General features: G+C 72.8%; 16 protein-coding genes and 2 tRNA genes. 12 read left to right on the forward strand and 6 right to left on the reverse strand.

Features of this window, described 5'->3' with window-relative positions; translation table 11 throughout:
• The first annotated feature begins 13 nt into the window (after positions 1-13).
• The 7 genes from SLP03_RS08855 (at position 14) to SLP03_RS08885 (ending at position 7,092) form a co-directional block, all read left to right on the forward strand.
• Positions 14-637, forward strand: coding sequence for an EboA domain-containing protein (locus SLP03_RS08855; protein WP_319460040.1), 624 nt, complete (start codon positions 14-16; stop codon positions 635-637).
• Positions 637-1,488 carry a TatD family hydrolase gene (locus SLP03_RS08860; RefSeq protein ID WP_319460041.1) on the forward strand — a complete coding sequence of 284 codons (852 nt, stop codon included), beginning with the start codon at positions 637-639 and terminating at the stop codon, positions 1,486-1,488. The genes SLP03_RS08855 and SLP03_RS08860 overlap by 1 nt, the downstream gene beginning before the upstream one ends.
• A complete protein-coding gene (gene eboE, locus SLP03_RS08865) occupies positions 1,488-2,681 on the forward strand; it encodes a metabolite traffic protein EboE (RefSeq protein ID WP_319460042.1) in 1,194 nt (397 codons plus the stop codon). The genes SLP03_RS08860 and eboE overlap by 1 nt, the downstream gene beginning before the upstream one ends.
• A complete protein-coding gene (locus SLP03_RS08870; RefSeq protein WP_319460043.1) occupies positions 2,678-4,072 on the forward strand; it encodes an alkaline phosphatase family protein in 1,395 nt (464 codons plus the stop codon). Before eboE ends, SLP03_RS08870 begins: the two co-directional genes overlap by 4 nt.
• A complete protein-coding gene (locus SLP03_RS08875; RefSeq protein ID WP_319460044.1) occupies positions 4,069-5,136 on the forward strand; it encodes a polyprenyl synthetase family protein in 1,068 nt (355 codons plus the stop codon). The genes SLP03_RS08870 and SLP03_RS08875 overlap by 4 nt, the downstream gene beginning before the upstream one ends.
• Before the next feature lie 98 nt (positions 5,137-5,234).
• On the forward strand, positions 5,235-5,834 hold the full coding sequence (locus tag SLP03_RS08880; protein ID WP_319460045.1) for a sensor histidine kinase: 600 nt from the start codon (positions 5,235-5,237) through the stop codon (positions 5,832-5,834).
• Positions 5,835-6,081: 247 nt separating this feature from the next.
• Complete coding sequence (locus SLP03_RS08885; protein ID WP_319460046.1) at positions 6,082-7,092, forward strand: sugar phosphate isomerase/epimerase family protein; 1,011 nt, start codon at positions 6,082-6,084, stop codon at positions 7,090-7,092.
• Positions 7,093-7,335: 243 nt separating this feature from the next.
• Here SLP03_RS08885 and SLP03_RS08890 read toward each other — a convergent pair whose 3' ends face one another.
• The 4 genes from SLP03_RS08890 to SLP03_RS08905 form a co-directional block, all read right to left on the reverse strand.
• A complete protein-coding gene (locus SLP03_RS08890) occupies positions 7,336-8,520 on the reverse strand; it encodes an ROK family transcriptional regulator (protein ID WP_319460047.1) in 1,185 nt (394 codons plus the stop codon).
• A 108-nt stretch (positions 8,521-8,628) separates the two neighbouring features.
• Positions 8,629-9,705 carry a sugar phosphate isomerase/epimerase family protein gene (locus SLP03_RS08895; protein ID WP_319460048.1) on the reverse strand — a complete coding sequence of 359 codons (1,077 nt, stop codon included), beginning with the start codon at positions 9,703-9,705 and terminating at the stop codon, positions 8,629-8,631.
• A 91-nt stretch (positions 9,706-9,796) separates the two neighbouring features.
• The gene (locus tag SLP03_RS08900) at positions 9,797-13,132 is read right to left on the reverse strand and encodes a ThuA domain-containing protein (RefSeq protein WP_319460049.1); all 3,336 of its coding nucleotides are present in this window, start codon (positions 13,130-13,132) and stop codon (positions 9,797-9,799) included.
• 260 nt (positions 13,133-13,392) lie between these two features.
• The gene (locus SLP03_RS08905) at positions 13,393-13,788 is read right to left on the reverse strand and encodes a hypothetical protein (RefSeq protein WP_319460050.1); all 396 of its coding nucleotides are present in this window, start codon (positions 13,786-13,788) and stop codon (positions 13,393-13,395) included.
• Between the two features lie 275 nt (positions 13,789-14,063).
• Here SLP03_RS08905 and SLP03_RS08910 point away from each other — a divergent pair.
• From SLP03_RS08910 to SLP03_RS08930, 5 genes are all read left to right on the forward strand, one after another.
• Positions 14,064-14,136 (forward strand) — tRNA-Asn (locus SLP03_RS08910).
• Between the two features lie 229 nt (positions 14,137-14,365).
• A complete protein-coding gene (locus SLP03_RS08915; RefSeq protein WP_319460051.1) occupies positions 14,366-16,504 on the forward strand; it encodes an MMPL family transporter in 2,139 nt (712 codons plus the stop codon).
• Positions 16,505-16,613: 109 nt separating this feature from the next.
• Positions 16,614-17,561, forward strand: a complete 948-nt coding sequence (locus SLP03_RS08920) for a hypothetical protein (RefSeq protein ID WP_319460052.1) — start codon at positions 16,614-16,616, stop codon at positions 17,559-17,561.
• A complete protein-coding gene (locus SLP03_RS08925; RefSeq protein ID WP_319460053.1) occupies positions 17,558-19,270 on the forward strand; it encodes an insulinase family protein in 1,713 nt (570 codons plus the stop codon). The genes SLP03_RS08920 and SLP03_RS08925 overlap by 4 nt, the downstream gene beginning before the upstream one ends.
• Before the next feature lie 119 nt (positions 19,271-19,389).
• Positions 19,390-19,463 (forward strand) — tRNA-Ile (locus tag SLP03_RS08930).
• 86 nt (positions 19,464-19,549) lie between these two features.
• Here SLP03_RS08930 and SLP03_RS08935 read toward each other — a convergent pair.
• Positions 19,550-20,794 (reverse strand): site-specific integrase, encoded by a 1,245-nt coding sequence (locus SLP03_RS08935; RefSeq protein WP_319460054.1) that lies wholly within the window; start codon positions 20,792-20,794, stop codon positions 19,550-19,552.
• Positions 20,794-21,213 (reverse strand): helix-turn-helix transcriptional regulator, encoded by a 420-nt coding sequence (locus SLP03_RS08940; RefSeq protein WP_319460055.1) that lies wholly within the window; start codon positions 21,211-21,213, stop codon positions 20,794-20,796. Before SLP03_RS08940 ends, SLP03_RS08935 begins: the two co-directional genes overlap by 1 nt.
• Positions 21,214-21,377: the final 164 nt, after the last annotated feature.

Genomic DNA, 21,377 nt, shown 5'->3' on the forward strand with positions numbered 1-21,377 from the left:
GAGGGGAGACGGCATGACACCCGACCGACGGCGCGCCGCGCTGCGGGGCGTACCCGATCCCCGGTGGCTGGCCGCGGCGTTGCGCCGCGTCGCGACCGAACCCGCGGCGATCGCCCGGCTCTTCCCCGCCGCCGCGCGGCGCTGCGGGCGGGGGCCGCTGCCCGACCCGCCCGGCTGGACCGTGGACGAGGCCGTCCGGGCGCTGCTGCTCACCGCGCTCCCCGCCGACCGGGCGGCGACGACGGCCGAGACGCTCTACCGGCACGGCGACGCGGCCGAGAAGCGGGCCGTGCTGCGGGCGCTGCCGCTGCTGCCGATCGGCGCGGCCTGCGTACCGCTGCTGCACGACGCCGTCCGTACCAACGACACCCGGCTGGTCGCCGCCGCCCTCGGCCCGTACGCCCGGCACCTGGAGCAGTCGGCCTGGCGGCAGGCGGTGCTCAAGTGCGTCTTCACCGGCGTGCCGCTGGCCGTCGTCGACGACCTCGACGGCCGGGCCGACGGGGAGCTGGCGGCGATGCTGGTCGCGCTGGCCGCCGAGCGGCACGCGGCCGGCCGCACCATGCCCGCCGACGCTGCCGACCTGCTCGACCGGCTCGGCGCCGGCTCGGACCTGACCACCGCCAGGGAGGCGTGATGCGCATCTTCGACCCGCACGTCCACATGACCTCACGGACCACCGACGACTACGAGCGGATGGCCGCCGCCGGGGTGCGCGCGGTGGTCGAGCCGGCGTTCTGGCTGGGTCAGCCCCGCACCAGTGCCGCCACCTTCGTCGACTACTTCGACTCGCTGATCGGCTGGGAGCCGTTCCGGGCCGGGCAGTTCGGCGTCCGGCACCACGCCACGGTCGCGCTCAACCCGAAGGAGGCCAATGACCCGCGTTGCCACCCGGTGCTCGACCTGCTCCCGCGCTACCTGGACAAGGACGGCGTGGTGGCGGTCGGCGAGATCGGCTACGACTCGATGACCCCGGCCGAGGACGCCGCGTTCGCCGGCCAGCTCGCCCTGGCCGTCGGCCACGACCTGCCCGCCCTGGTGCATACCCCGCACCGGGACAAGGCGCGCGGCGTCGAGCGGAGCCTCGCGGTGGTCGCCGAGTCGGGCATCGAACCCGGGCGGGTGCTGGTCGACCACCTCAACGAGGTCACCGTGAAGCTGGTCCGGGACACCGGCTGCTGGCTGGGCTTCTCCATCTACCCGGACACCAAGATGACGCCGACCCGGATGGTCGAGCTGCTGCGGACGTACGGGACCGAGCGGATGCTGGTCAACTCGGCGGCCGACTGGGGGCGCTCCGACCCGCTGCTCACCCGGGCCACCGGCGAGGCGATGCTGCTCGCCGGCTTCACCGACGACGACGTCGACCGGGTGCTCTGGCGCAACCCGGTGGAGTTCTACGGCCAGTCGGGACGGCTTGACCTGACCGACCTGGACGCGCCCGCCCCCAGCTTCGCCGGCAACTCGATCCTGCGCGGGGGCGAGTGATGCGGCTCGGGCACGCCGACGGCAGCACCGTGCACCTCGGCTACTGCACCAACGTCCACCCGGCGGAGGACCTCGCCGGCATCCTCGCCCAGCTCGACCGCTACGCCGTGCCGGTCCGCCGGGCCCTCGACGCCGACCTGCTCGGCCTCGGGCTCTGGCTGGCCGCCCCGGTCGCCGCCGAGCTGGCCGCCGACCCGGCGCTGCGCCGGCGGTTGCGGGCCGAGCTGACCGTACGCGGGCTGGAGGTGGTCACCCTCAACGGCTTCCCGTACGCGTCATTCCAGGCGCCGGTCGTCAAGGGCGCGGTCTACCAGCCGGACTGGACCACCGCCGAGCGGCTGGCGTACACCCTGGACCTGGCCCGGGTGCTGGCCGACCTGCTCCCCCACGACGCGGCCCGCGGCTCGGTCTCCACCCTGCCGCTGGCCTGGCGGGAGCCGTGGGACGCCGACCGGGCCGACGCCGCGCGGCGGCGGCTGGCCGAGCTGGCGACCGGTCTCGCCACGGTCGAGCGGGAAACCGGCCGGCCGGTCCGGGTCGGCTTCGAGCCGGAGCCAGGGTGCATTGTGGAGTCCACCGGACAGGCAGGCGCGGTATTGTCAGCCATGGATACCGACCGGCTCGGGATCTGCCTCGATCTGGCGCACCTCGCGTGTGCCTGGGAGGAGCCGGTCGAGGCGCTCGGCCGGCTGGAGTCGGCCGGGCTGCCGGTGGTCAAGGTGCAGGTCTCCGCCGCCGTCGAGGCCGCCGACCCGGGCGGCTCGGCCGAGGCGCTGCGCCGCTGGGTCGAGCCCCGCTTCCTGCACCAGACCCGGGCCGCCGGCTGCGGGTCCGCCGCCGACCCGGCCGACCCGGCGTACGCGGCCGACGACCTCGACGTGGCCCTCGACGCGCGGCTGCCCGGGCCGTGGCGGGTGCACTACCACGTGCCCCTGCACGCGCCGCCTGAGCCGCCGCTGACGTCCACCCTGCCGGTGCTGCGGGCCGCCCTCGCCGGGCTCTTCGCCGGGCCGGCCGCCGGCTGCGACCACCTCGACGTGGAGACGTACACCTGGGGGGTGCTGCCGGCGGCGCGGCGGCCGCGCACCGACGCGGAGCTGGCCACCGGGATCGCCGCCGAGCTGGCCTTCGCCCGCGACGAGCTGGTCGCCGTCGGCCTCGCGACCCCGGCCGGGACGGGGGTCCGGCGGTGAGCCGGCGGCTGGTGGTGCTGGACGTGGTCGGGCTGACCCCGCGGCTGCTGGCGCACATGCCCCGGCTGCGGGCGGTCGCCGAGGCCGGCTTCGCCGCCGAGCTGGGCACCGTGCTCCCCGCCGTCACCTGCTCGGTCCAGGCCACCTTCCTCACCGGCGAGCAACCGTCCGGGCACGGGATCGTCGGTAACGGCTGGTACTTCCGGGACCTCGGCGAGGTGCTGCTGTGGCGGCAGCACCACGCGCTGGTCGGCGGGGAGAAGCTGTGGCAGGCGGCCCGCGGGGTCGAGCCCGGCTACCGGGTGGCGAACGTCTGCTGGTGGTACGCGATGGGCGCCGACGTGGACTGGACGGTCACCCCGCGCCCGGTCTACCACGCGGACGGTCGCAAGGAGCCGGACTGCTGGACCGACCCGCCCGAGCTGCACGACGTGCTCACCGACGCGCTCGGCACCTTCCCGCTCTTCACCTACTGGGGGCCGGGCGCCGGACTGCCCTCGTCGCGGTGGATCTGCCGGGCCGCCGAGCGGATCCTGGCCGACCACGCACCCGACCTGACCCTGGTCTACGTGCCGCACCTCGACTACGACCTGCAACGCTTCGGCCCGAACTCGCCGCGGGCCGCCGCGGCGGCGGCCGAGCTGGACGCGGTACTCGGCCCGCTGCTGGACGCGGCCCGCGACCGGGACGCGACGGTGGTGGCGCTGTCGGAGTACGGCATCACCGACGTCTCCCGGCCGGTGGACGTCAACCGGCTGCTGCGCGCCGAGGGGCTGCTGCGGGTCTACACCCAGGCCGGCATGGAGTACCTCGACCCGTGGACGTCCCGGGCCTTCGCGGTCGCCGACCACCAGGTGGCGCACGTCTACGTCCGGGACCCGGCCGACGTCCCGGTGGTGGCGAAGCTCTGCGCCGGGCTGCCCGGGGTGGCCGAGGTGCTCGACGCCGACGGGCAGGCCGGGTACGGCCTGGACCACGCCCGCTCCGGCGAGCTGGTGCTGGTGGCCGAGCCGGACGCCTGGTTCACCTACTACTACTGGCTCGACGACGCCCTCGCCCCCGACTTCGCCCGGCTGGTGGAGATCCACCGCAAGCCCGGCTACGACCCGGCCGAGCTCTTCTTCGACCCGGCGGCGCCCGCCGCTGCGAAGCGCCGGGCGGCGGTGGCGCTGGCCCGCAAGAAGCTCGGCCTGCGCTATCTGATGAGCGTGGTCGGGCTGGACGCCGGCGCCCGGGCGGTCCGCGGCTCGCACGGTCGACTGCCCACCGACCCGGCGGACGGGCCGGTGCTGCTCTGCTCGGACCCGTCAGCCGCCCGCGACCGGGTGGCCGCGACCGACGTGAAGGGACTGCTGCTCCAGCTCGCCGGACTGGCCCGGGAGGCGCCATGACCGTGACCGTCGTGCCGACCGACCCGACCCTGCTGCGGAAGCGCTTCGACGCGGAACTCGCCGCGTTCCTGGACCGGCAGGGGCCCGGTCGGTCGGACGCCGTTCCGGGGGCCGTCCACGCCGTTCTGCACCGGTTCGTCCTGGCCGGTGGCAAGCGGCTGCGGCCCCTGTTCTGCTACTGGGGTTGGCGGGGCTTCGGCGGCCCGGACGGGGAACCGATCGTGGCCGCGGCGGCCGCGCTGGAGCTCTTCCACGCCTTCGCGTTGATCCACGACGACATCCTGGACGGCAGTGACCGCCGGCGCGGCCGGCCCACGGTGCATCGGCACTTCGCCGACCTGCACGCCCGGTCGTCCTGGCGGGGGGACCCCGAGGCGTACGGGCGCGACGCCGCTCTGCTCTGCGGGGACCTCTGCGCCGCCTGGTCGCAGCAGATGTTCCACGGTTGCGGGCTGGGCGCCGAGCGGCTGCGCCGGGGGTACGCGGTCTTCGCGCTGATGCGCGCCGAGGTGATCGCGGGGGAGTACCTGGACCTGGTCTCGGCCGTCGGCGACGGCTCGGTGGCGGCCGCGTTGACCGTGATCCGGATGAAGACCGCCCGGTACACGGTGACCCGGCCGCTGCAGATCGGCGCCGCCCTGGCCGGCGCGGGCCCGGCCGCGGTGGACGCGCTGGCGGAGTTCGGCGACCCGCTCGGGGATGCCTTCCAGCTCCGCGACGACCTGCTCGGGGTCTTCGGCGACCCGACCGTCACCGGGAAGTCCATCGTGGACGACCTGCGTGAGGGCAAGCCGACGGTGTTGATCGCGTTGACCCGGGCCGCCGCCGGCCCGGAGGGGTCGGCCCGGCTGCGGGCCCACTTCGGCAACCCGGCGCTGGACGCGGCGGGCGCCGCCGAGCTGCGGGAGGTCATCGAGGCCACCGGGGCCCGGGGGCAGGTCGAGCGGATGATCCGGGTACGCGCGGCGCAGGCGCGGGCCGCGCTGGACCGGCAGCCCCTGGCGGAGCCGGCGCGGTCGGCGCTCGCGGCTCTGGCGGCCCGCGTGGTGTACCGCCGGCACTGACCGCTCGGTGCGGACCGCGCCTCCGAGGGCCGACACGCCGTACGTTCCCCACGGGTGCGCCAGTCCCGGGACCGGCCGGCTGCCGTACCTTGGGCCGCATGGGACGCCTCGCGCAGTGGCGCCGGATCGCCCGGGCGCACCCGGCGCTCGCCGACGCGCTGCTGGCCGCGGTGCTGTGCGTGCTCGGCGCGGCGGCGGTGCTCACCCTCGACGTGCCGTGGCTGGACGCGGCCGTCGTGGTGCTGCTGCTCTGGTTCGGCGTCGCGGTCGCCGTCGGCGACGCGGCCCACCACCTCGACCTGATCAAGACCGACGCGCCCACCGAGCCGGTGCCCAGCCTCAACCGGCTCGACGCCCTGGTGGAGGAGTTCGGCACCGGGCAGCCGGTGCGCTGGACCCTCGCCGGGCAGCCCCGGCCGCTGCCCAGCGCCGTCGACGTGGCGGCGTACCGGATCATCCAGGAGTCGCTGACCAACGCGCACAAGCACGCCCCGGGCGCGGCCGTCGCGGTCCGCCTGCGCTACGACCCCGAGGGCGTCACCATCGAGGTACGCGACGACGGCCCAGCCCGCCCGGAGGTGGTCGGCACGCGCGAGCGGGCCGAGAATGTCGGCGGCGTCTTCTCCGCCGGGCCGCGTCCGGACGGGGGCTGGCTGGTCCGGGCCGAACTGCCCGCCCCCGAGGAGGAGGCCGAGTGACCGTCCGGATGCCGGAACGCGGACCGGTGCGACTCCGCGCCGGTGCCGGGCCTTCCCCGAGGGTCCCCGCCGACCTAGAGTGAGGGCGGCGACCGCGAGGTGGCCGGTGACCCGACGGGAGGCGCAACCCGTCGGGCCCAGGCGCGGACCCGCGCCCACCGGTGCTCCGTCGGGGCCGCCCGTATACCCGGTCGCCCTCGCCCCGGTCCGCTACGGAATCCCCCAATCACGACAGGGGAGAAGGACAATGGCGCGACCCATCACGCTCTTCACCGGCCAGTGGGCCGACCTTCCGTTCGACGAGGTCTGCCGGCTCGCCGCCGAATGGGGCTACGACGGTCTGGAGATCGCCTGCTGGGGCGACCACTTCGAGGTCGACAAGGCTCTCGCCGACGAGTCGTACGTCGACCGGAAGCTGGCCACCCTCGCCAAGCACAACCTGCAGGTCTTCGCCATCTCCAACCACCTGGTCGGCCAGGCGGTCTGCGACCACCCGATCGACGAGCGGCACCAGGACATCCTGCCCGCGCGAATCTGGGGCGACGGCGAGCCCGAGGGGGTACGCCGGCGCGCAGCAGAGGAGATCAAGGACACCGCCCGCGCGGCGGCCAGGCTCGGCGTGAAGACGGTGGTCGGCTTCACCGGCTCGTCGATCTGGCACACCCTGGCGATGTTCCCGCCGGTACCCCCGGCGATGATCGAACGCGGCTACCAGGACTTCGCCGACCGGTGGAACCCGATCCTGGACGTCTTCGACGAGGTGGGGGTCCGCTTCGCCCACGAGGTGCACCCCAGCGAGATCGCGTACGACTACTGGACGACGAAGCGGACCCTGGAGGCGATCGGTCACCGCCCGGCGTTCGGGCTGAACTGGGACCCGTCGCACTTCGTCTGGCAGGAGCTGGACCCGGTCAACTTCATCTTCGACTTCGCTGATCGGATCTACCACGTCGACTGCAAGGACGCCAAGGTCCGTACCGGTGACGGCCGACGTGGCCGACTCTCCTCCCATCTGCCCTGGGCGGACCTGCGCCGCGGCTGGGACTTCGTCTCCACCGGCCACGGGGACGTGCCCTGGGAGGACTGCTTCCGGGCGTTGAACGCGATCGGCTACACCGGACCGATCTCGATCGAGTGGGAGGATGCCGGCATGGACCGGCTGGTCGGCGCGCCCGAGGCGCTCCAGTTCGTCCGCCGGCTCGCCTTCGACGCCCCGGCGGCCGCCTTCGACGCCGCGTTCAGCAGCAACCGGGACTGACCCGCGCCGACCCGAGCCGACCTCGCCGACTCCGGTCGGCGGCTATGAACCTGGTGACGTAGACGATTCACCGCGGGCCCGCCCGCCAACGACGCATGTGCCGCCCGGGGCGCGGGATGGCAGGGGCTGTCCGGCATGGTGATTCACTCACGTCATCAGGTTCATAGCGTCCGCGCCCGAGGTTGGTCGTCGAGGCCGGCCGGTGCCCGCTTCCGGCACCTGAGCGCCGTGGCGCACCCCAGGTCAGCGGGCCGCGAACACCTGATCGCTGATCAGGCGGGCCGCGCCGACCAGGCCGGCCCGGTCCTCGAGGTCGGACAGGACGATCGGCATGCTGCCGGTGGCGAGCGGGGTGGAGCGTCGGTAGACCACCCCGCGGATCTCGGCGAGGAGAATCGGACCGACGCCGGGGGCGGCGCCCCCGATGATCACGATGGCCGGGTTGAAGAAGCTGACCAGGCCGACCAGCACCTGCCCCAGCCGGCGGGCGCCGGCGCGGACCAGGGTCTGCGCGGTCGGATCCCCGCCCGTCGCCGCCCCCGCGACGTCGGCCGCGGTCAGCGTCCCGGCCTCCGCCACGCGGTCGCCGAGCGCCGCCGACCGGCCGGCATGCGCGGCGGCCAGCGCCTCCCGGACCAGGGCGCCGTCCCCGCAGTACGCCTCCACGCAGCCGGTGTTGCCGCAGCCGCAGAGCGGTCCGTCGTCGCTCAGCCGCAGGTGCCCGATGTCGCCGGCCCCGCTGGTCGCGCCCCGGTAGAGCGCGCCGCCCAGCACCAGCCCGCACCCGATGGCGCTGCCGAGCTTGACGAAGAGGAAGTCGTCGAACGCCCGGCCGGTGCCGGCGTGCAGCTCACCCAGCGCCATGACGTTGGCGTCGTTGTCCACCTGCACCGGACAGCCCAGCTCGGCGGCGATCGCGTCGCGGACCGGGAACTGGTGCCAGCCCGGCAGGGCGGGCGAGGAGACCGGGGCGCCCTCGCGCACCGCGACCGGCGCGGGCAGGGCCACGCCCACCCCGGTCAAGCGGGACAGCCCCGCCTCGGCGCGGAGCTTGTCGAGCAGCTCGACGGCGCGGCCGACGACCGCCTCCGGCCCGACCCGTACGTCGACCGGCTCGCCGACCCGGGAGAGCACGGTCAGCTCGCCGTCGGTCAGCGCGACGTCGAGCCGCCCGGCGCCGACGGCCACCGCGCCGAAGCGCAGCTGCCCGGCGAGCCGGAGCAGGGACGAGCGGCGCCCGCCCCGGGACGCGGCCGGCCCGGCCGTCTCCACCAGGCCCTGGGCGGTCAGCCGGTCCACCTCCGCGACGAACCGGGCCCGGTTGAGCCCCAGGGCGTCGGCCAGCTCGACCCGCGAGCGGGGGCCGTCGTCGCGCAGCAGGCGCAGCAGCCGCGCCTGGTCCGGGTTCTCCGGTCCGATCAACGTCATCGCGATCACCTCCCTCCGGAATCTGCCACACCGGCGTCACGACGCGTGACGCGAGGGGGCCGCGCCCGGTGCCCGGGCGCGGCCCCTGCGGTGCTTCGGTCGGGTCCGTCAGCCCCGCAGACCCGACATGTGCTGGTAGCTGATCTCCGCGTAGCGCAGGGACCGGCCCGGGTCGGCGGCACCGCCGGGCGCGTTGTCCTGCTCCCACATCGGGTTGTGGTAGCCCTTCGCGCCCATGTTGGCGAAGAAGGTGCCGTAGTCGATGTCGCCCTGGCCGAGCGGCACCATGTCGTAGCCGGCGGAGTTTGCCGGGTTGAACGCGCCGTCCTTGGCGTGGAACAGCGGGAATCGCGTGGTCCGGGTCGCCACCGTGGCCAGCGGGTCGAAGACGTTCGTCTGCGTCACGCCGTCCGGGTCGACGTAGCTGCGGTACCGGTACTGCGCCACATGGGCCCAGTAGATGTCCATCTCGAACCAGACCCACTCCGGGTTGGTCAGCCCGAAGAAGTACTCCAGCTTCCGGACCCCGGAGGACCGGGTCGGCCGGCCCAGCGCGTCCAGCGGGCCGCTGTCCAGCAGGAAGTTGTACGCCGCGTCGTGGTTGTGGGTGTAGAGCTTCAGCCCGCGGGCGGCGGCCATCTCGCCGAACGTGTTCCACCGGTCGGCGGCGGCGTCCCAGTCGGCCTTGTAGTTGCTGCCGGTCGGGTCGTTGCCGGTGCCGATGTGCGTCATGCCGAGGATCTCGGCGGTGTCCAGCGTCCGCTCGAAGGCGGCGATGGTGTCCGGGGTGACGGTGCTCGGGACCGAGGCGTGCGAGCCGTTCGCCCGCAGCCCGTTGTCGTCCAGGACCTTGCGGATCTCCTCGGGGGTGATCTGCCGGCCGAGGATCCCGGTGTTCTGGGTGTATCCGGCGAACTCGACCTCCTTGTAGCCGATCTCGGCGAGGCGGCCGAGCACCCGCTCGAAGCCGTACGGCACTCCGGAGGTGTCCGGCGCGGCGCCGATCCGGTCGCGGACGCTGTACAGGATGATGCCGCGCTTGCCGGTGGGGACGAGCAGGCCGTTGCCGGCCGCCGCGGCGGCGGAGGGCGCCCAGCCGGCGGCGCCGACGGCGACCGCGCCGGCGGCCCCGGCGACGGTGCCGAGCATCCGGCGACGGCTCATTCCGTGCTGTGTGTCGTTCATGTCCTGGCTGCCTTTCCGTGCTGGCTGGTGATGGACGGTGGTGCGGGGGCGCGGGTGGGGCCGCTGGCGGCGGCCCCACCCGGGCCGGTCGTCACGGGGTGACGCCGATGCCCTGCCCGGCGAACTCGACCCAGTTGAGGTTGCCGAAACCGCTGGCCGGCCCACCGGGAACGGTGGTGAAGACCAGGTAGAGCCGGTGCGTGCCGCCCGGGTCGGTGATCGGCACGGTGGTGCTGGTGAAGGCGTTGTTGCCGCTGGTCGCGTTGACGCCGGCGGTGGTCAGCAGCGGGCCGGTGGGGGAGTCGAGCCGGAACTCGACGCCGAACCGGGGCTGCCCGGCGGTGGCCGCGCTGCCACCGGAGGTCCGCAGCGTCACCGACTGCATGTTGGTCAGGTTCACGGTGTTGTTGATGGCGATCCAGTCGCCCGGGTCGAGGCTGCCGCGCTGCTGCCCGCCGCCGGTGTCGGCGCTGGTGCCCACCGTGGTGCCCGACTCGTCGGTGGCGAACTCGACCTCCTGCCGTTTGGCCTGGATGATCTGCTGGTCCACCGTGGTCAGCGCCGGCTGCCCATTCGCCCCGCCGTCCGTGTACGACGCGCTCACCACGCCGTAGATGTAGCCGCCGTGCGAGGCGTCGTCGGGGTCGGTGGACAGCACGCCGGAGCAGCCGAACTGGTTGGCCTCACCGTGACCGTGCTGGTCGTGGCCGAGGACGAAGGTCACCTCGACCTTGGCGCAGTCGACCGGCCCGTCCTCCGGGTCGGTGGCGGTCACCGACCACGGGATGTCGTCGCCCCAGCTGAAGAAGCCGCCCTCGAGCGGGGTGGTGACGGTGACGGTCGGCGCGGTGTTGCCGACGGTGATGGTGGTGTTCGCCGACGCGGTCTTGCCGCTGGAGTCGGTCACCGTCAGGCGGGCGGTGTAGACGCCGTTGGCGGTGTAGGTGTGCGTCGGGTTCGGGTCGATGGAATCGGTGGTGCCGTTGCCGTCGAGGTCCCAGGCGAACGAGATAGAGTCGGCCGGGTCCGGGTCCTTCGAGCCCTCGCTGGAGAAGGCGACGGTGAGCGGCGCGATGCCGTTGGTCGGGGTCGCGGTCAGCACGGCGCTGGGTGCCCGCAGGCCCTTGACGTAGCTGAACTTCAGCATCGCCGCGTCGGGGTTGATGTTGAAGAACCCATCGCCGTACGTGAGCAGGTAGAAGTTGCCGTCCGCGCCCCAGCGCATGTCCATCGGGTTGTCGCAGAGGAATGGCTTGGCCGGCGTGGTGGGCGCCTGACCGCAGTTCAGCACGTTGTTGATCTTCAGGATGTCACCCTTGTCGTCCAGTCGGATCTCCTTGAGGGTGTCCCGGGTGAACTCGCCGAAGAAGATCGCCCCGTCGTAGTACGCGGGGAACTTCGTCTCCGACTTCAGGTTCGGGTCGTAGTCGTACTTCGCCGCGCCGTGCGGGCCGACACCGCCGGTCCCCAGCTCGGGGAAGAGCACCGGGCAGGTCTGGGTGGGCGTCGACAGGTAGGACTCCGGGCACGGGGTGGGTGCCTGGAACGAGTACCACAGCTCGGACTTCTCCACCGCCGGCAGGTCGGTCAGGCCGGTGTTGTGCCGGGAGGTGTTCTTCGGCGCCGCGCAGTCGAACGGCGCGACGGGCGAGATCGGGTTGGTGGTCCAGTTCATCTCGATGTACGGCAGGTTCGGCTGCACGCACATCGGCCAGCCGTAGTTCGCCGGCTTGTCGACCACCATCATCCGGCCGGTGCCCGCCGGCCCCCGGCCCACCTGGGCCGTCGAGGAGTCGGGGGAGTAGTCGGTGATGTAGGCGACGTCGTTCTTGTCGAGGGTGATCCGGAACGGGTTCCGGAAGCCCATCGCGTAGATCTCCGGCCGGGTCTTCGCGGTGCCCGCCGGGAACATGTTGTCCACCGGCACGGAGTACGACCCGTCCGCGCCGACCGTGATGCGCAGGATCTTGCCGCGCAGGTCGTTGGTGTTGGCCGAGCTGCGCCGGGCGTCCACGAAGGGCGCCTGGTAGACACCGGTGGCGCTGACCGAATCGTTGTGCGGCGAGAATCCGCCGGAACCGCCGCCGCCGGCCGGGGTGTCGTCCCCGGTGACCAGCCACAGGTTGTTCTTCGAGTCGAAGGCGATGTCACCGGCCACGTGGCAGCAGGCGCCCCGGTCCACCGGCACCTGGAGGATCTTCTGTTCGGTGGCCGGGTCCAGCGAGGGCGTCTCCCCGTCGACGAACTTGAACCGGGAGAGTTGGAAGTAGCCCTTCCACTGGTCCCAGGCCGCCGGGTCGGTGCTGGTGGTCGGCGCGCTGCCGGCCGGGGTGCCCAGCGGCGGCGCGTAGTAGAGGTAGATCCACTTGTTGGTGGCGAAGTCGTTGTCGATCGCCGGGCCGTACATCCCGTCCTCGCTGTTTGTGTAGACCGGGATCTGCGCCAGCACGGTGGTCTCGTTGCTCTTCGGGTTGTGCAGGCGTACGCCGCCGCGCCGGTCGGTCTGGAGCACCCGGCCGTCGGGGAGGACGTCGAAGCCGATCGGCTCGCTGACGTTGGGCTGCGCCCCGACCACCGTCATCTGGTAGTTGGCCAGTACGGTCGCGCCGCAGTCGCCGTCGGTCACCCCGGCCGCCCACTGGATCGCGCCGCCGAGGTGGGCGCGCAGGTCGGTGCTGCCGTAGCTCTCCGCCGTGGCGCCGAGTCCGGTGTAGAACGACCGGCCGCCCTGGTAGTCCTTGCACCAGGTCACCGGGTGGTCGTAGCCCATCGTGCCGCCGGGGTACGTCTTCTCGTCCACCGTGGCCAGCACGTGCGACACGCCCCGGACGTTGGCCGCGAAGTTGTACCACCGGTCGGTGGTGGTCCACCGCTGCGGCAACGTCTCGGAGGCGGGGTGGACCCGGTCGGCGACGGTGACGGTGGCCCTGCTGACTGCGGAGGCGGCACCGGTGGCCCGGGTGCCCAGCACGTTGGTGAGGAAGGACCAGCTCGGCTCGGCCTCGATCGCGGAGTGGATGCCGACGAAGCCGCCGCCGTCGCGGTAGTACTGCTCGAAGGCGGCCTGCTGGGTGTCGGTCAGCACGTCGCCGGCGGTGTTCAGGAAGACCACCGCGCGGAACTGCTTCAGGTGGGGCTCGTCGAACTTGCGGGCGTCGTTGGTGACCTCGACGGTGAAGCGCCGCTCGCGCCCGAGTTGCTGGATGGCCTGTACGCCGGCCGCGGTGGCGGCGTTGCTGCCGCTGGCCGACCGGGTGAAGACGAGCACCTTGTACTCGATGCCGTTGCTGGCGGGCGCCGGTGCGGCGAGTGGCGGCGCCGCCTGCGCCGGGGTCGGCTGCCGCTCCGCCGTCGCGACGAGTGTCGCGCCGACGAGGGCGAGCAGGCTCAGGTGGATGGCGGCCCTGCGGCCGAATGGTCTGCGCATCGAACCTCGCTCTGGTCAGGCGGGTCCGCCTCAGCCGGGACGAGGCTGAGGAGGTCGCTGGGGAGGTGACGAGAGCCTGGCCAGGTTCTACGCAGGACGATATTGGCGTACGGGAAGAAAGAGAAGGGGTTCCGGGCGAAAGTTTTAGATGAACCGCTCCCACTTTTGTTCGTCATCAGCAAAAGTGATGGGATCCGGTCCGGACAGACGACAGCGGGCCGGCCACCCGAAGGTGGCCGGCCCGCTGTCGTCGGTGCGGGTCAGAGGGTGGTGGCGTTGGTGCCCGTGCTGGACGGCTTGATGCGCGGGGTGGTGGTGGTCGACGACCCGGAGGTCGAGCCCGTGCCGGTCGAACCGGCCTTGGCGCCCACCGTGGCCGGCGTGCCGGCGAACGGCTTGTCGGCCGCGGTCAGCTCCTGCGTGTTGCCGTTGCTGCCGAGCTTCTCGCCGAGCTTGGTCTGCCCCAGCTTGTCCTTGCCCTCGCTGTAGAGCCGGGTCGCCTGAGCCTGCGCGACACCCGCCGCCTCCTGGACGGTCGGGTGGTCGAGCACCTTGCGGCCCCGGACCACCAGCTCCTCGTACTTCTCCCGGCCGGCACGGGCGCCCAGGACGAATCCCGCAGCCAGCCCGCCAAGAAACATGATCTTTCCGCGCATGGCGGCTCCTCTCGTACCTGACGCGCTGCCGTTCCCGACCGGGTGGCCCCGACGGGAGCGACCAACTCGCGCCTGTGTCCTCTGTCGGCAGCTAACTACCCATCCTGCTCCATGCTCATACCTCATTGCGCCGGGATAACGATTTGTCCCGATTCTGGATGGCGCCCCGGGTGCCGAGCCGGTGGGGTAAACCCCCTGGACCAACACCCCCGGATGTCCTGTACTCTTGTCCCGTCGCACGGCGCCAGGGAGATCCGGAGTCGGGCGGTCTACGGTCCCCCGTAGCTCAATTGGCAGAGCAGCCGGCTGTTAACCGGCAGGTTTTTGGTTCGAGTCCAAACGGGGGAGCTTCGCTCCACAGCACGCCCGCCGGCCCCGCCGGCGGGCGTTTCTCGTTGCCGGAGTCCGGCGTCGGCCGGGTGGCCTCCCCCGACCCCTCGGCGCGCTCCTTTGCCCGGCCCTCACCCACGGAGCGACGGGTGGTTTCCGCCCCGAAGGGTCAGCCCGGCCGGCAGGATGGTCGATGTCGACCAAGCTCCCCTTGCGTCGATTGGTGCGTCGATTCCAAGGGGTGGAGATGTCCGGACGACGGGGTCGTTGGACGGCCACGCTGATCGCGATGGCGGTCGTGCTCGGGTGGCTCGTCGTCGGCGGCATCGCCGGGCCGTACTCGGGGAAGCTGGGCGACGTCGCCACCAACGACAACGCCGCGTTCCTGCCCACCGACGCGGAGGCCACCCGCGCGCAGGACCTCTCCGCCGGCTTCGTGGAGAAGGAGACGACGCCGGCCCTCGTCGTCTACGAGCGCACCTCCGGCATCACCCCGGCCGACGAGCAGCGGGTGCAGGCCGACGCCGCCCGGTTCGCCCAGCTGCCCGGCGTGGTGAGCCCGCTGCCGCCACCGATCGTCAGCCAGGACCGCCAAGCCGTCCAGGTGATCGTCCCGATCAACGCCGCCGAGGGCGAGCAGATCCGGCAGGTCGTCGACGAACTGCGCGACATCGCCGGCCCGGGCCGGGACGGACTGACCGTCAACGTGGCCGGACCGGCCGGGCTGCTCGGCGACCTGATCGAGGTCTTCACCGCCATCGACGGGCCGCTGCTGCTGGTCACCCTGGTCGTGGTCCTGATCATCCTGCTGATCGTCTACCGCAGCCCGGTGCTCTGGATCTTCCCGCTGCTCGCCGCCGGGATGTCGTACTCGCTGGCGTCGGTGTTCGTCTACCACCTGGCCAAGCACGACGTGATCAAGCTGAACGGGCAGGCGCAGGGCATCCTCACCGTGCTGGTCTTCGGCGCCGGCACCGACTACGCCCTGCTGCTGATCGCCCGCTATCGCGAGGAGCTGCACCGGCACCACCGGCCGTGGGACGCGATGAAGACCGCCTGGCGAGGCGCCGCCCCGGCGATCATCGCCTCCGGCACCACCGTCATCGTCAGCCTGCTCTGCCTGCTGCTGTCCAGCCTCAACTCCAACCGGGCGCTCGGCCCGGTCGCCGCCCTCGGCATCGTCGCCACGCTGCTGGTGATGCTCACCTTCCTGCCTGCGCTGCTGGTGCTCGGCGGACGCTGGGCGTTCTGGCCCCGTACGCCGCGGGAGGACCAGGCGGACCCGCAGACCGAGCACGGCATCTGGGGCCGGATCGCCGGTTTCGTCGCCCGCCGGGCCCGGACCGTCTGGCTGGTCACCGCCGTCGCGCTGGCCGCGCTCACCCTCGGCCTCAGCCAGCTGGGCGCCACCACCCTCGGCCAGTCCGACCTGTTCACCAACCGCACCGACTCGGTGGCCGGCCAGGAGGTGATCGCCCGGCACTACCCGGCGGGCACCGGCAGCCCGGCCACCATCTTCACCACCCAGGCGACCGGGCAGCAGGTGGCCCAGGTGGCCCAGGGCGTGCCCGGCGTGGCCTCGGTCCGCCCGGTCACCCAGCAGGGCCAGGCCGGCCCGCCCGACCCGAACGCGCAGCCCAAGGTGGTCGACGGTCGGGTGGAGCTGGAGGTGACGCTCGCCGACCCGCCGGACAGCAACGGCGCCGAACAGACCATCCGCGACCTGCGCGAGGCGGTGCACAAGGTGCCCGGCTCCGACTCCGTGGTCGGCGGCTTCACCGCCATCAACGTGGACACCGCCGCCGCCTCCACCCGGGACCGGAACGTCATCATCCCGGTGGTGCTGGTGGTCATCGCGGTCGTCCTGGCGCTGCTGCTGCGCGCCCCGCTCGCCCCGGTGCTGCTCATCGCCACAGTGGTGCTGTCGTTCCTGGCCACGCTGGGGCTCTGCGCGCTGATCTTCAAGTACCTGCTGGGCTTCCCCGGCGTCGACCAGTCCTTTCCGCTCTTCGCGTTCGTCTTCCTGGTCGCCCTCGGCATCGACTACAACATCTTCCTGATGAGCCGGGTCCGCGAGGAGTCGGTCAAGCGCGGCACCCGCGCCGGGGTGCTCCGCGGCCTCGCCGTCACCGGTGGCGTGATCACCTCCGCCGGCATCGTGCTCGCCGCGACCTTCTCCGCGCTCGCCGTGCTGCCGCTGGTGGTGCTGGTCGAGCTGGGCGTGGCGGTCGCCGTCGGGGTGCTGCTCGACACCATCGTCGTACGGTCTCTGCTGGTGCCCGCCCTGGCGTACGACATCGGGCCGAAGATCTGGTGGCCGAGCCGGCTGTCGCGGACGAGCCGCGAGGGGGACCGGGCCGGCGCGGAGGTCGGCCGTGCTCGCTGAGACCGACGTGGTCATGGTCGGCGGCGGCCTGGCCGGCCGTCGCGACCCGCTGCCCGCCGAGCTGGACGGGGGAGCCGAACCCCGCTCGTGATCACCTATGATCGCCGCCATGCCCGCACCCCTCCCGGCGATCGACTTCGACCCGGCCGCCGCCTTTCCTGAGGTCAACGACATGCGCGCGGCCCTCGCCACGCGCGACTGGCCCCGGGTACGGCAACTGCTCGACCCCCGCGACTGGGCGGGCCGGTCGCTGCTGGTGAGCGCCGCCGACGACGTCGAGGGGGTCGGCGACTTCCTCCGCGCGGTGCTGGCCCGGCACCCCGGGGACACCGTCGCCGCGACGATGCTCGCCGCGCACCTGGTCGACGCCGGCTGGAAGATCCGCACCAGCCTGCGCGCCGAACACGTCAGCCGGGAGCAGTTCGCCCAGCTTCACGACCACCTGCGGCAGGCCGAGCAGATCCTCATCGACGTCTGCGCCCGCGACCCCGGCAACGTCCTCGCCTGGCAGGAGCGGCTGACCACCGCGATGGGCCTGCAGCTGGGCCAGGCCGAGGCCCGCCGCCGCTACGACCGGCTGGCCCGGTACGCGCCGCACGACCGGCGGTCGCAGTCCGCTCTGCTCCAGCAGCTCTGCCCGAAGTGGAGCGGTAGCTGGGACAAGGTCTTCGCGTTCGCCCGGGAGCGGATGCTGGCCGCACCGGAGGGCGCGCAGAACGGCGTCCTGCTCGCCGACGCGCACTTCGAGCGGTACCACGACTTCGACACCGACGGGGAGCGGGCCGCGTACGTGCGGGACCCGCGGGTGGCGCAGGACATCTGGACCGCCGCCCAGCGGTCCGTGCTGCACCCGCACTTCCGGCACGAACCCGGCTGGGTCTCCACCCGGTCCGTCTTCGCCCTCTGGTTCGGCCTGCTGGACCAGTGGGCCGCCGCGGCGGCCCAGTTCGCCGCCCTGGGACACCTGGGCAGCGAGTACCCCTGGTCCTACCTGGGCGGGACCAGCACGCTCGACAAGTTCCGCACCGAGGCGTACGCGAAGGGTGGCCCCCGATGATCCGGCAGCTGGACGTGGACGGGGTGCCCACGCTGATGGCCGCCACCGCCGGGCCGATGCGGGCCGGGCTGACCTTCCGGGTCGGCACCGCCGACGAGACCCTGGGCCGCAGCGGCATCACCCACCTGCTGGAGCACTTGGCGCTCGCTCCGCTCGGGCTGACCGACTACCACTTCAACGGCGCCACCGCGCCGATCTTCACCTCCTTCTACATGCAGGGCTCCGAGTCCGACATCGCCGGCTTCCTCACCGCCGTCTGCCGCACCATCCACGACCTGCCAATGGCCCGGCTGGAGGTGGAGAAGGAGATCCTGCGCACCGAGTGGAGCAGCCGCGGCAACGCGGCCATCGACTCGGTGCCGCTCTGGCGGCACGGCGCCCGCGACCACGGCCTGACCAGCTACCCCGAGTTCGGGTTGCACGCGATCACCGAACACGACCTGCGGGCCTGGGCGGCCCGCTGGTTCACCCGGGAAAACGCGGTGCTCTGGATCGCCGGGGAGCGGGTGCCGGCCGGGCTGCGGCTGGCGCTGCCCGCCGGCGTACGGCAGCCGGTGCCGCCGGTGTCCTCGGCGCTGCCGCGCACCCCCGCGTACTTCGTCAACGGCTCGCGGGCCGTGGTGCTGGACTCGGTCGTGCGGCGCCGGACCGCCGCGGGCGTCTTCGCCGGGGTGCTGGAACGCGAGATGTACCGCTCGCTGCGCCAGGAGGACGGCCTCTCCTACACCATCAACACCGGGTACGAGCCGCGCGGCGACGGCCACGCCACGCTGCGCGCCCTCGCCGACGCGCTGCCCGAGAAGCAGGACGCGGTGCTCGGCGGCTTCATCGACGTGCTGGCCAAGCTGCGGGTCGGTCGGATCGAACAGGCCGACCTGGACGCCACCGTGGCCAAGCGGGAGGAAACCCTCGGGCTCGCCGAGGTGGACGCCGCCCGCCTGCCCAGCCAGGCGCTGGACCTGCTCACCGGCCAAAGGACCGTCACCGTCGACGAGCTCCGCGCGGAACTCAAGACCGTCACCCTCGGCGACCTGCACCAGGTGGCCCAGGAGGTCACCGCCACCGCGCTGCTGATGGTGCCCGACGGCACCACCGCAGACTGGGCCGGCTTCACCGAGGCGCCCACCTGCTCCACCCACACCCTGCCCGGCACCGCCTACCGGGAACGGGAGGGCGACGGCGAGCTGCGGGTCGGCATCGACGGCGTCAGCTACGTCGGCCCCGGCGGCCCGCTCACCGTCCGCTACGCCGAGTGCGCAGCCCTGCTCGCCTGGCCCGACGGTGCCCGCCGGCTGATCGGCCACGACGCCATCTCGATGCACATCGAGCCGACCCTGTTCGACCTGCACCCCGGCGCCATCGGGGTCATCGACCAGCGGGTCCCCGCCGACCGGCGGGTCCCCATGCCGGCCCGGCCGCCGGAGAAGATCCCCCAGCCGTACGCGGCCGCCAACCGGCCGCACCCGCCGCACCAGCAGCAGCGCCCGGCCCCGGCCACGCGCTCCTGGTGGGAGGTTCCGCTGATGGTGCTCAGCGGCCTCGCCACCCTCGGTGTCGGCGGGATCACCCTGCTGCTCACCTTCGGCCTCTTCATCGCCGACGAGTCGGACGGCGACATCGGCTGGCTGTGGGGCATGGTCGGGGTGGGTTGGCTGCTCACTGTTATCCTCGCGTTGCCCATCGTGCTGTTGAGGCGGCGGCGACGCTGAGACAACCGGCCGTTTTCGTGGTGGCCGATGATCGACCGGGCGGGTTACGATCCGGCGCGGTAGCGGGGCGGTAGCTCAGCGGGTTAGAGCAGGGGACTCATAAATCCCCGATGGAGCAGGGGGCGGTAGCTCAGCGGGTTAGAGCAGTCGACTCATAATCGATCGGTCACGGGTTCGAGTCCCGTCCGCCCCACCTGCGAAAAGGAGCCGGGGAGCTGATCCACACGGATCGGCTCCCCGGCTCCTTCCTTGCACCCCTCGCAAGATCAAGGGTGTACGTCAGGGTGTACTCGGTCTCCGCAGCAGCGACGCGCCCATACGGTCCGTAGCCTTCTTCGCCATCTCCGAGGCGATGTGCACGTAGCCGCGGGTCACGGTGATCGACGAGTGCCGCAGGATCTCCTGCACCACCTCGAGCTGCACGCCCTGCGCGATCAGGAGCGTCGCCGCGGTGTGTCGGCCGTCGTGCACCCGGATCGCCCGGACCCCGGCCGCCTTCAGTAGGTCCTTCCACTCCGCCCAGTCCCGCGCCGGGTCGATGGGGGAGCCGTCTAGGTCGGCGAAGACCAGGTCGTGCTTGGCGTACGCGCCCTCGGCCATGACCCGCTCGAGGTCCTGGACCTCCTTGTGGCGGCGCAGCTCGGCGACCAGCTCGGCCGGGATCGGCACGGTCGCCTTGCCGCTGCCCTTCGGCGCCTTCAGGATCAGCCCGCCGTCGAGCTGGTGCTCGCCGCTGCGCAGGCGCAGCACCTTGTCCGGGCAGTTCCCGGCACGCTTCCGGCGGCACGTCGGCGGCTTCCCGCAGCCGTGCTCGAACGGCCGGCGGTGCAGCTGCCAGAACACCTGCATCTCGCCGGCGTCGAGGTCCACGTACGACCAGCGCAGGCCGAGCGCCTCGCCCTGCCGCAGGCCGAGCGCCAGGCCGACGGACCAGCGGGCCGAGTTGCGGCGCCGCTCCGCCGCGGTGAGCACCCGGAGCGCCTCGGCCTCGGTGAAGGCGACCATCTCCCGCTTCTTCGCGGTCGGGTTGTCCTCCAGCAGCTTCGACACGTTCCGGGGTGTCATGCCTCGGCGGTACGCCACCTCGAGGGCTCGGGACAGGATCCGGTGGGTCTGCACGATGGTGGCGTCGGCGCGGCCGGCGCGCTGCATCTCGAGGTAGATCCGGTCGAGGTGCTCCGGGGTGAGCCGGTCGAGCCGTACCGTGCCGGCGATCGGGTAGACGTAGTTGCGCATCTTCGACCGGTAGCCGGTGATGGTCGTCGGGTCGCACCTTCGGGCGGCGACGGTGTCGAGGTACGTCTCCAGCCACTGCTGGAGGGTGGCGGCCCGCCCGGGCTTGACGACGGTGCCGGCCTTCCTCTGGTCGAGCAGCTCGTCGACGCGCTCTTCGACCTCGTCGCGGGTGGCCCGCTTGACGTGCCGCTGGTCGGGCCGCCCGTTGGCCTTGGTGCCGACGACGACCCAGGCGTGCCACTGGCCGTCGGCGCCCTGGCTGATGGCCGGCGCGCGGCGGCGGGCCATCAGTGGCCGCCTCGCTCGGCCCGCTCGGCGAGCATCTTCAGCATCTCCCGCAGGACCAGCTTGTCGCTGTCGGCGACGTTCGGGTCGGCGAGGGTGCGCAGGATCTTGCGGATCTCCGGCGGCAGCGGCGGCTCGGGCTGCGGGTTGTCGCGGACGGCGGGGTTGAGGCCGAGGGCGGTCATGGCGCCGACGACGCTGACGCCGAGGCCCTCGCAGAACGCCTGGACCTTCTCCAGCTCGGGCAGCTCGCGGCCCTGACCGCGGCGCCAGCGGTGGAAGGTCGACGCGCCGATGCCGGTCGCGCGGGCGATGTCCTTGTCGGTCATGCCCCGGTCGCGGGCGGAGTTGAGTGCGTTGGCCACGAACCGCGCGAAGCGGGCGCGGGCGACGTCGGGCGATGGGGCTGGGGAAGCTGCCACGTCGTCAAGGTAAGTGCCATTCGCGGGTCTGTTGTCGCGTGGACGGGTCTGCTGCCGTGGACGGCTGCGGCGGGTCCCGGGGCCTGTCGGCCAGAGAACCCGCGTTCTCGTGGTTTCCGCACTGTTCCGCATGGTCTACAGAGTAGGCCCCCGAGCGCAACCCG

This window comes from Micromonospora sp. RTP1Z1 (assembly GCF_033804685.1).
Classification (GTDB): Bacteria; Actinomycetota; Actinomycetes; order Mycobacteriales; family Micromonosporaceae; genus Micromonospora.

What these genes read in the sequence shown, in the direction of transcription:
- SLP03_RS08925 (WP_319460053.1), top strand. Translation starts at nt 17,558, where the DNA reads ATGATCCGGCAGCTGGACGTGGACGGGGTGCCCACGCTGATGGCCGCC.
- SLP03_RS08880 (WP_319460045.1), top strand. Translation starts at nt 5,235, where the DNA reads ATGGGACGCCTCGCGCAGTGGCGCCGGATCGCCCGGGCGCACCCGGCG.
- SLP03_RS08900 (WP_319460049.1), bottom strand. Translation starts at nt 13,132, where the DNA reads ATGCGCAGACCATTCGGCCGCAGGGCCGCCATCCACCTGAGCCTGCTC.
- SLP03_RS08885 (WP_319460046.1), top strand. Translation starts at nt 6,082, where the DNA reads ATGGCGCGACCCATCACGCTCTTCACCGGCCAGTGGGCCGACCTTCCG.
- SLP03_RS08875 (WP_319460044.1), top strand. Translation starts at nt 4,069, where the DNA reads ATGACCGTGACCGTCGTGCCGACCGACCCGACCCTGCTGCGGAAGCGC.
- SLP03_RS08860 (WP_319460041.1), top strand. Translation starts at nt 637, where the DNA reads ATGCGCATCTTCGACCCGCACGTCCACATGACCTCACGGACCACCGAC.
- SLP03_RS08890 (WP_319460047.1), bottom strand. Translation starts at nt 8,520, where the DNA reads ATGACGTTGATCGGACCGGAGAACCCGGACCAGGCGCGGCTGCTGCGC.
- SLP03_RS08905 (WP_319460050.1), bottom strand. Translation starts at nt 13,788, where the DNA reads ATGCGCGGAAAGATCATGTTTCTTGGCGGGCTGGCTGCGGGATTCGTC.
- eboE (WP_319460042.1), top strand. Translation starts at nt 1,488, where the DNA reads ATGCGGCTCGGGCACGCCGACGGCAGCACCGTGCACCTCGGCTACTGC.
- SLP03_RS08915 (WP_319460051.1), top strand. Translation starts at nt 14,366, where the DNA reads ATGTCCGGACGACGGGGTCGTTGGACGGCCACGCTGATCGCGATGGCG.
- SLP03_RS08920 (WP_319460052.1), top strand. Translation starts at nt 16,614, where the DNA reads ATGCCCGCACCCCTCCCGGCGATCGACTTCGACCCGGCCGCCGCCTTT.
- SLP03_RS08895 (WP_319460048.1), bottom strand. Translation starts at nt 9,705, where the DNA reads ATGAACGACACACAGCACGGAATGAGCCGTCGCCGGATGCTCGGCACC.
- SLP03_RS08855 (WP_319460040.1), top strand. Translation starts at nt 14, where the DNA reads ATGACACCCGACCGACGGCGCGCCGCGCTGCGGGGCGTACCCGATCCC.
- SLP03_RS08935 (WP_319460054.1), bottom strand. Translation starts at nt 20,794, where the DNA reads ATGGCCCGCCGCCGCGCGCCGGCCATCAGCCAGGGCGCCGACGGCCAG.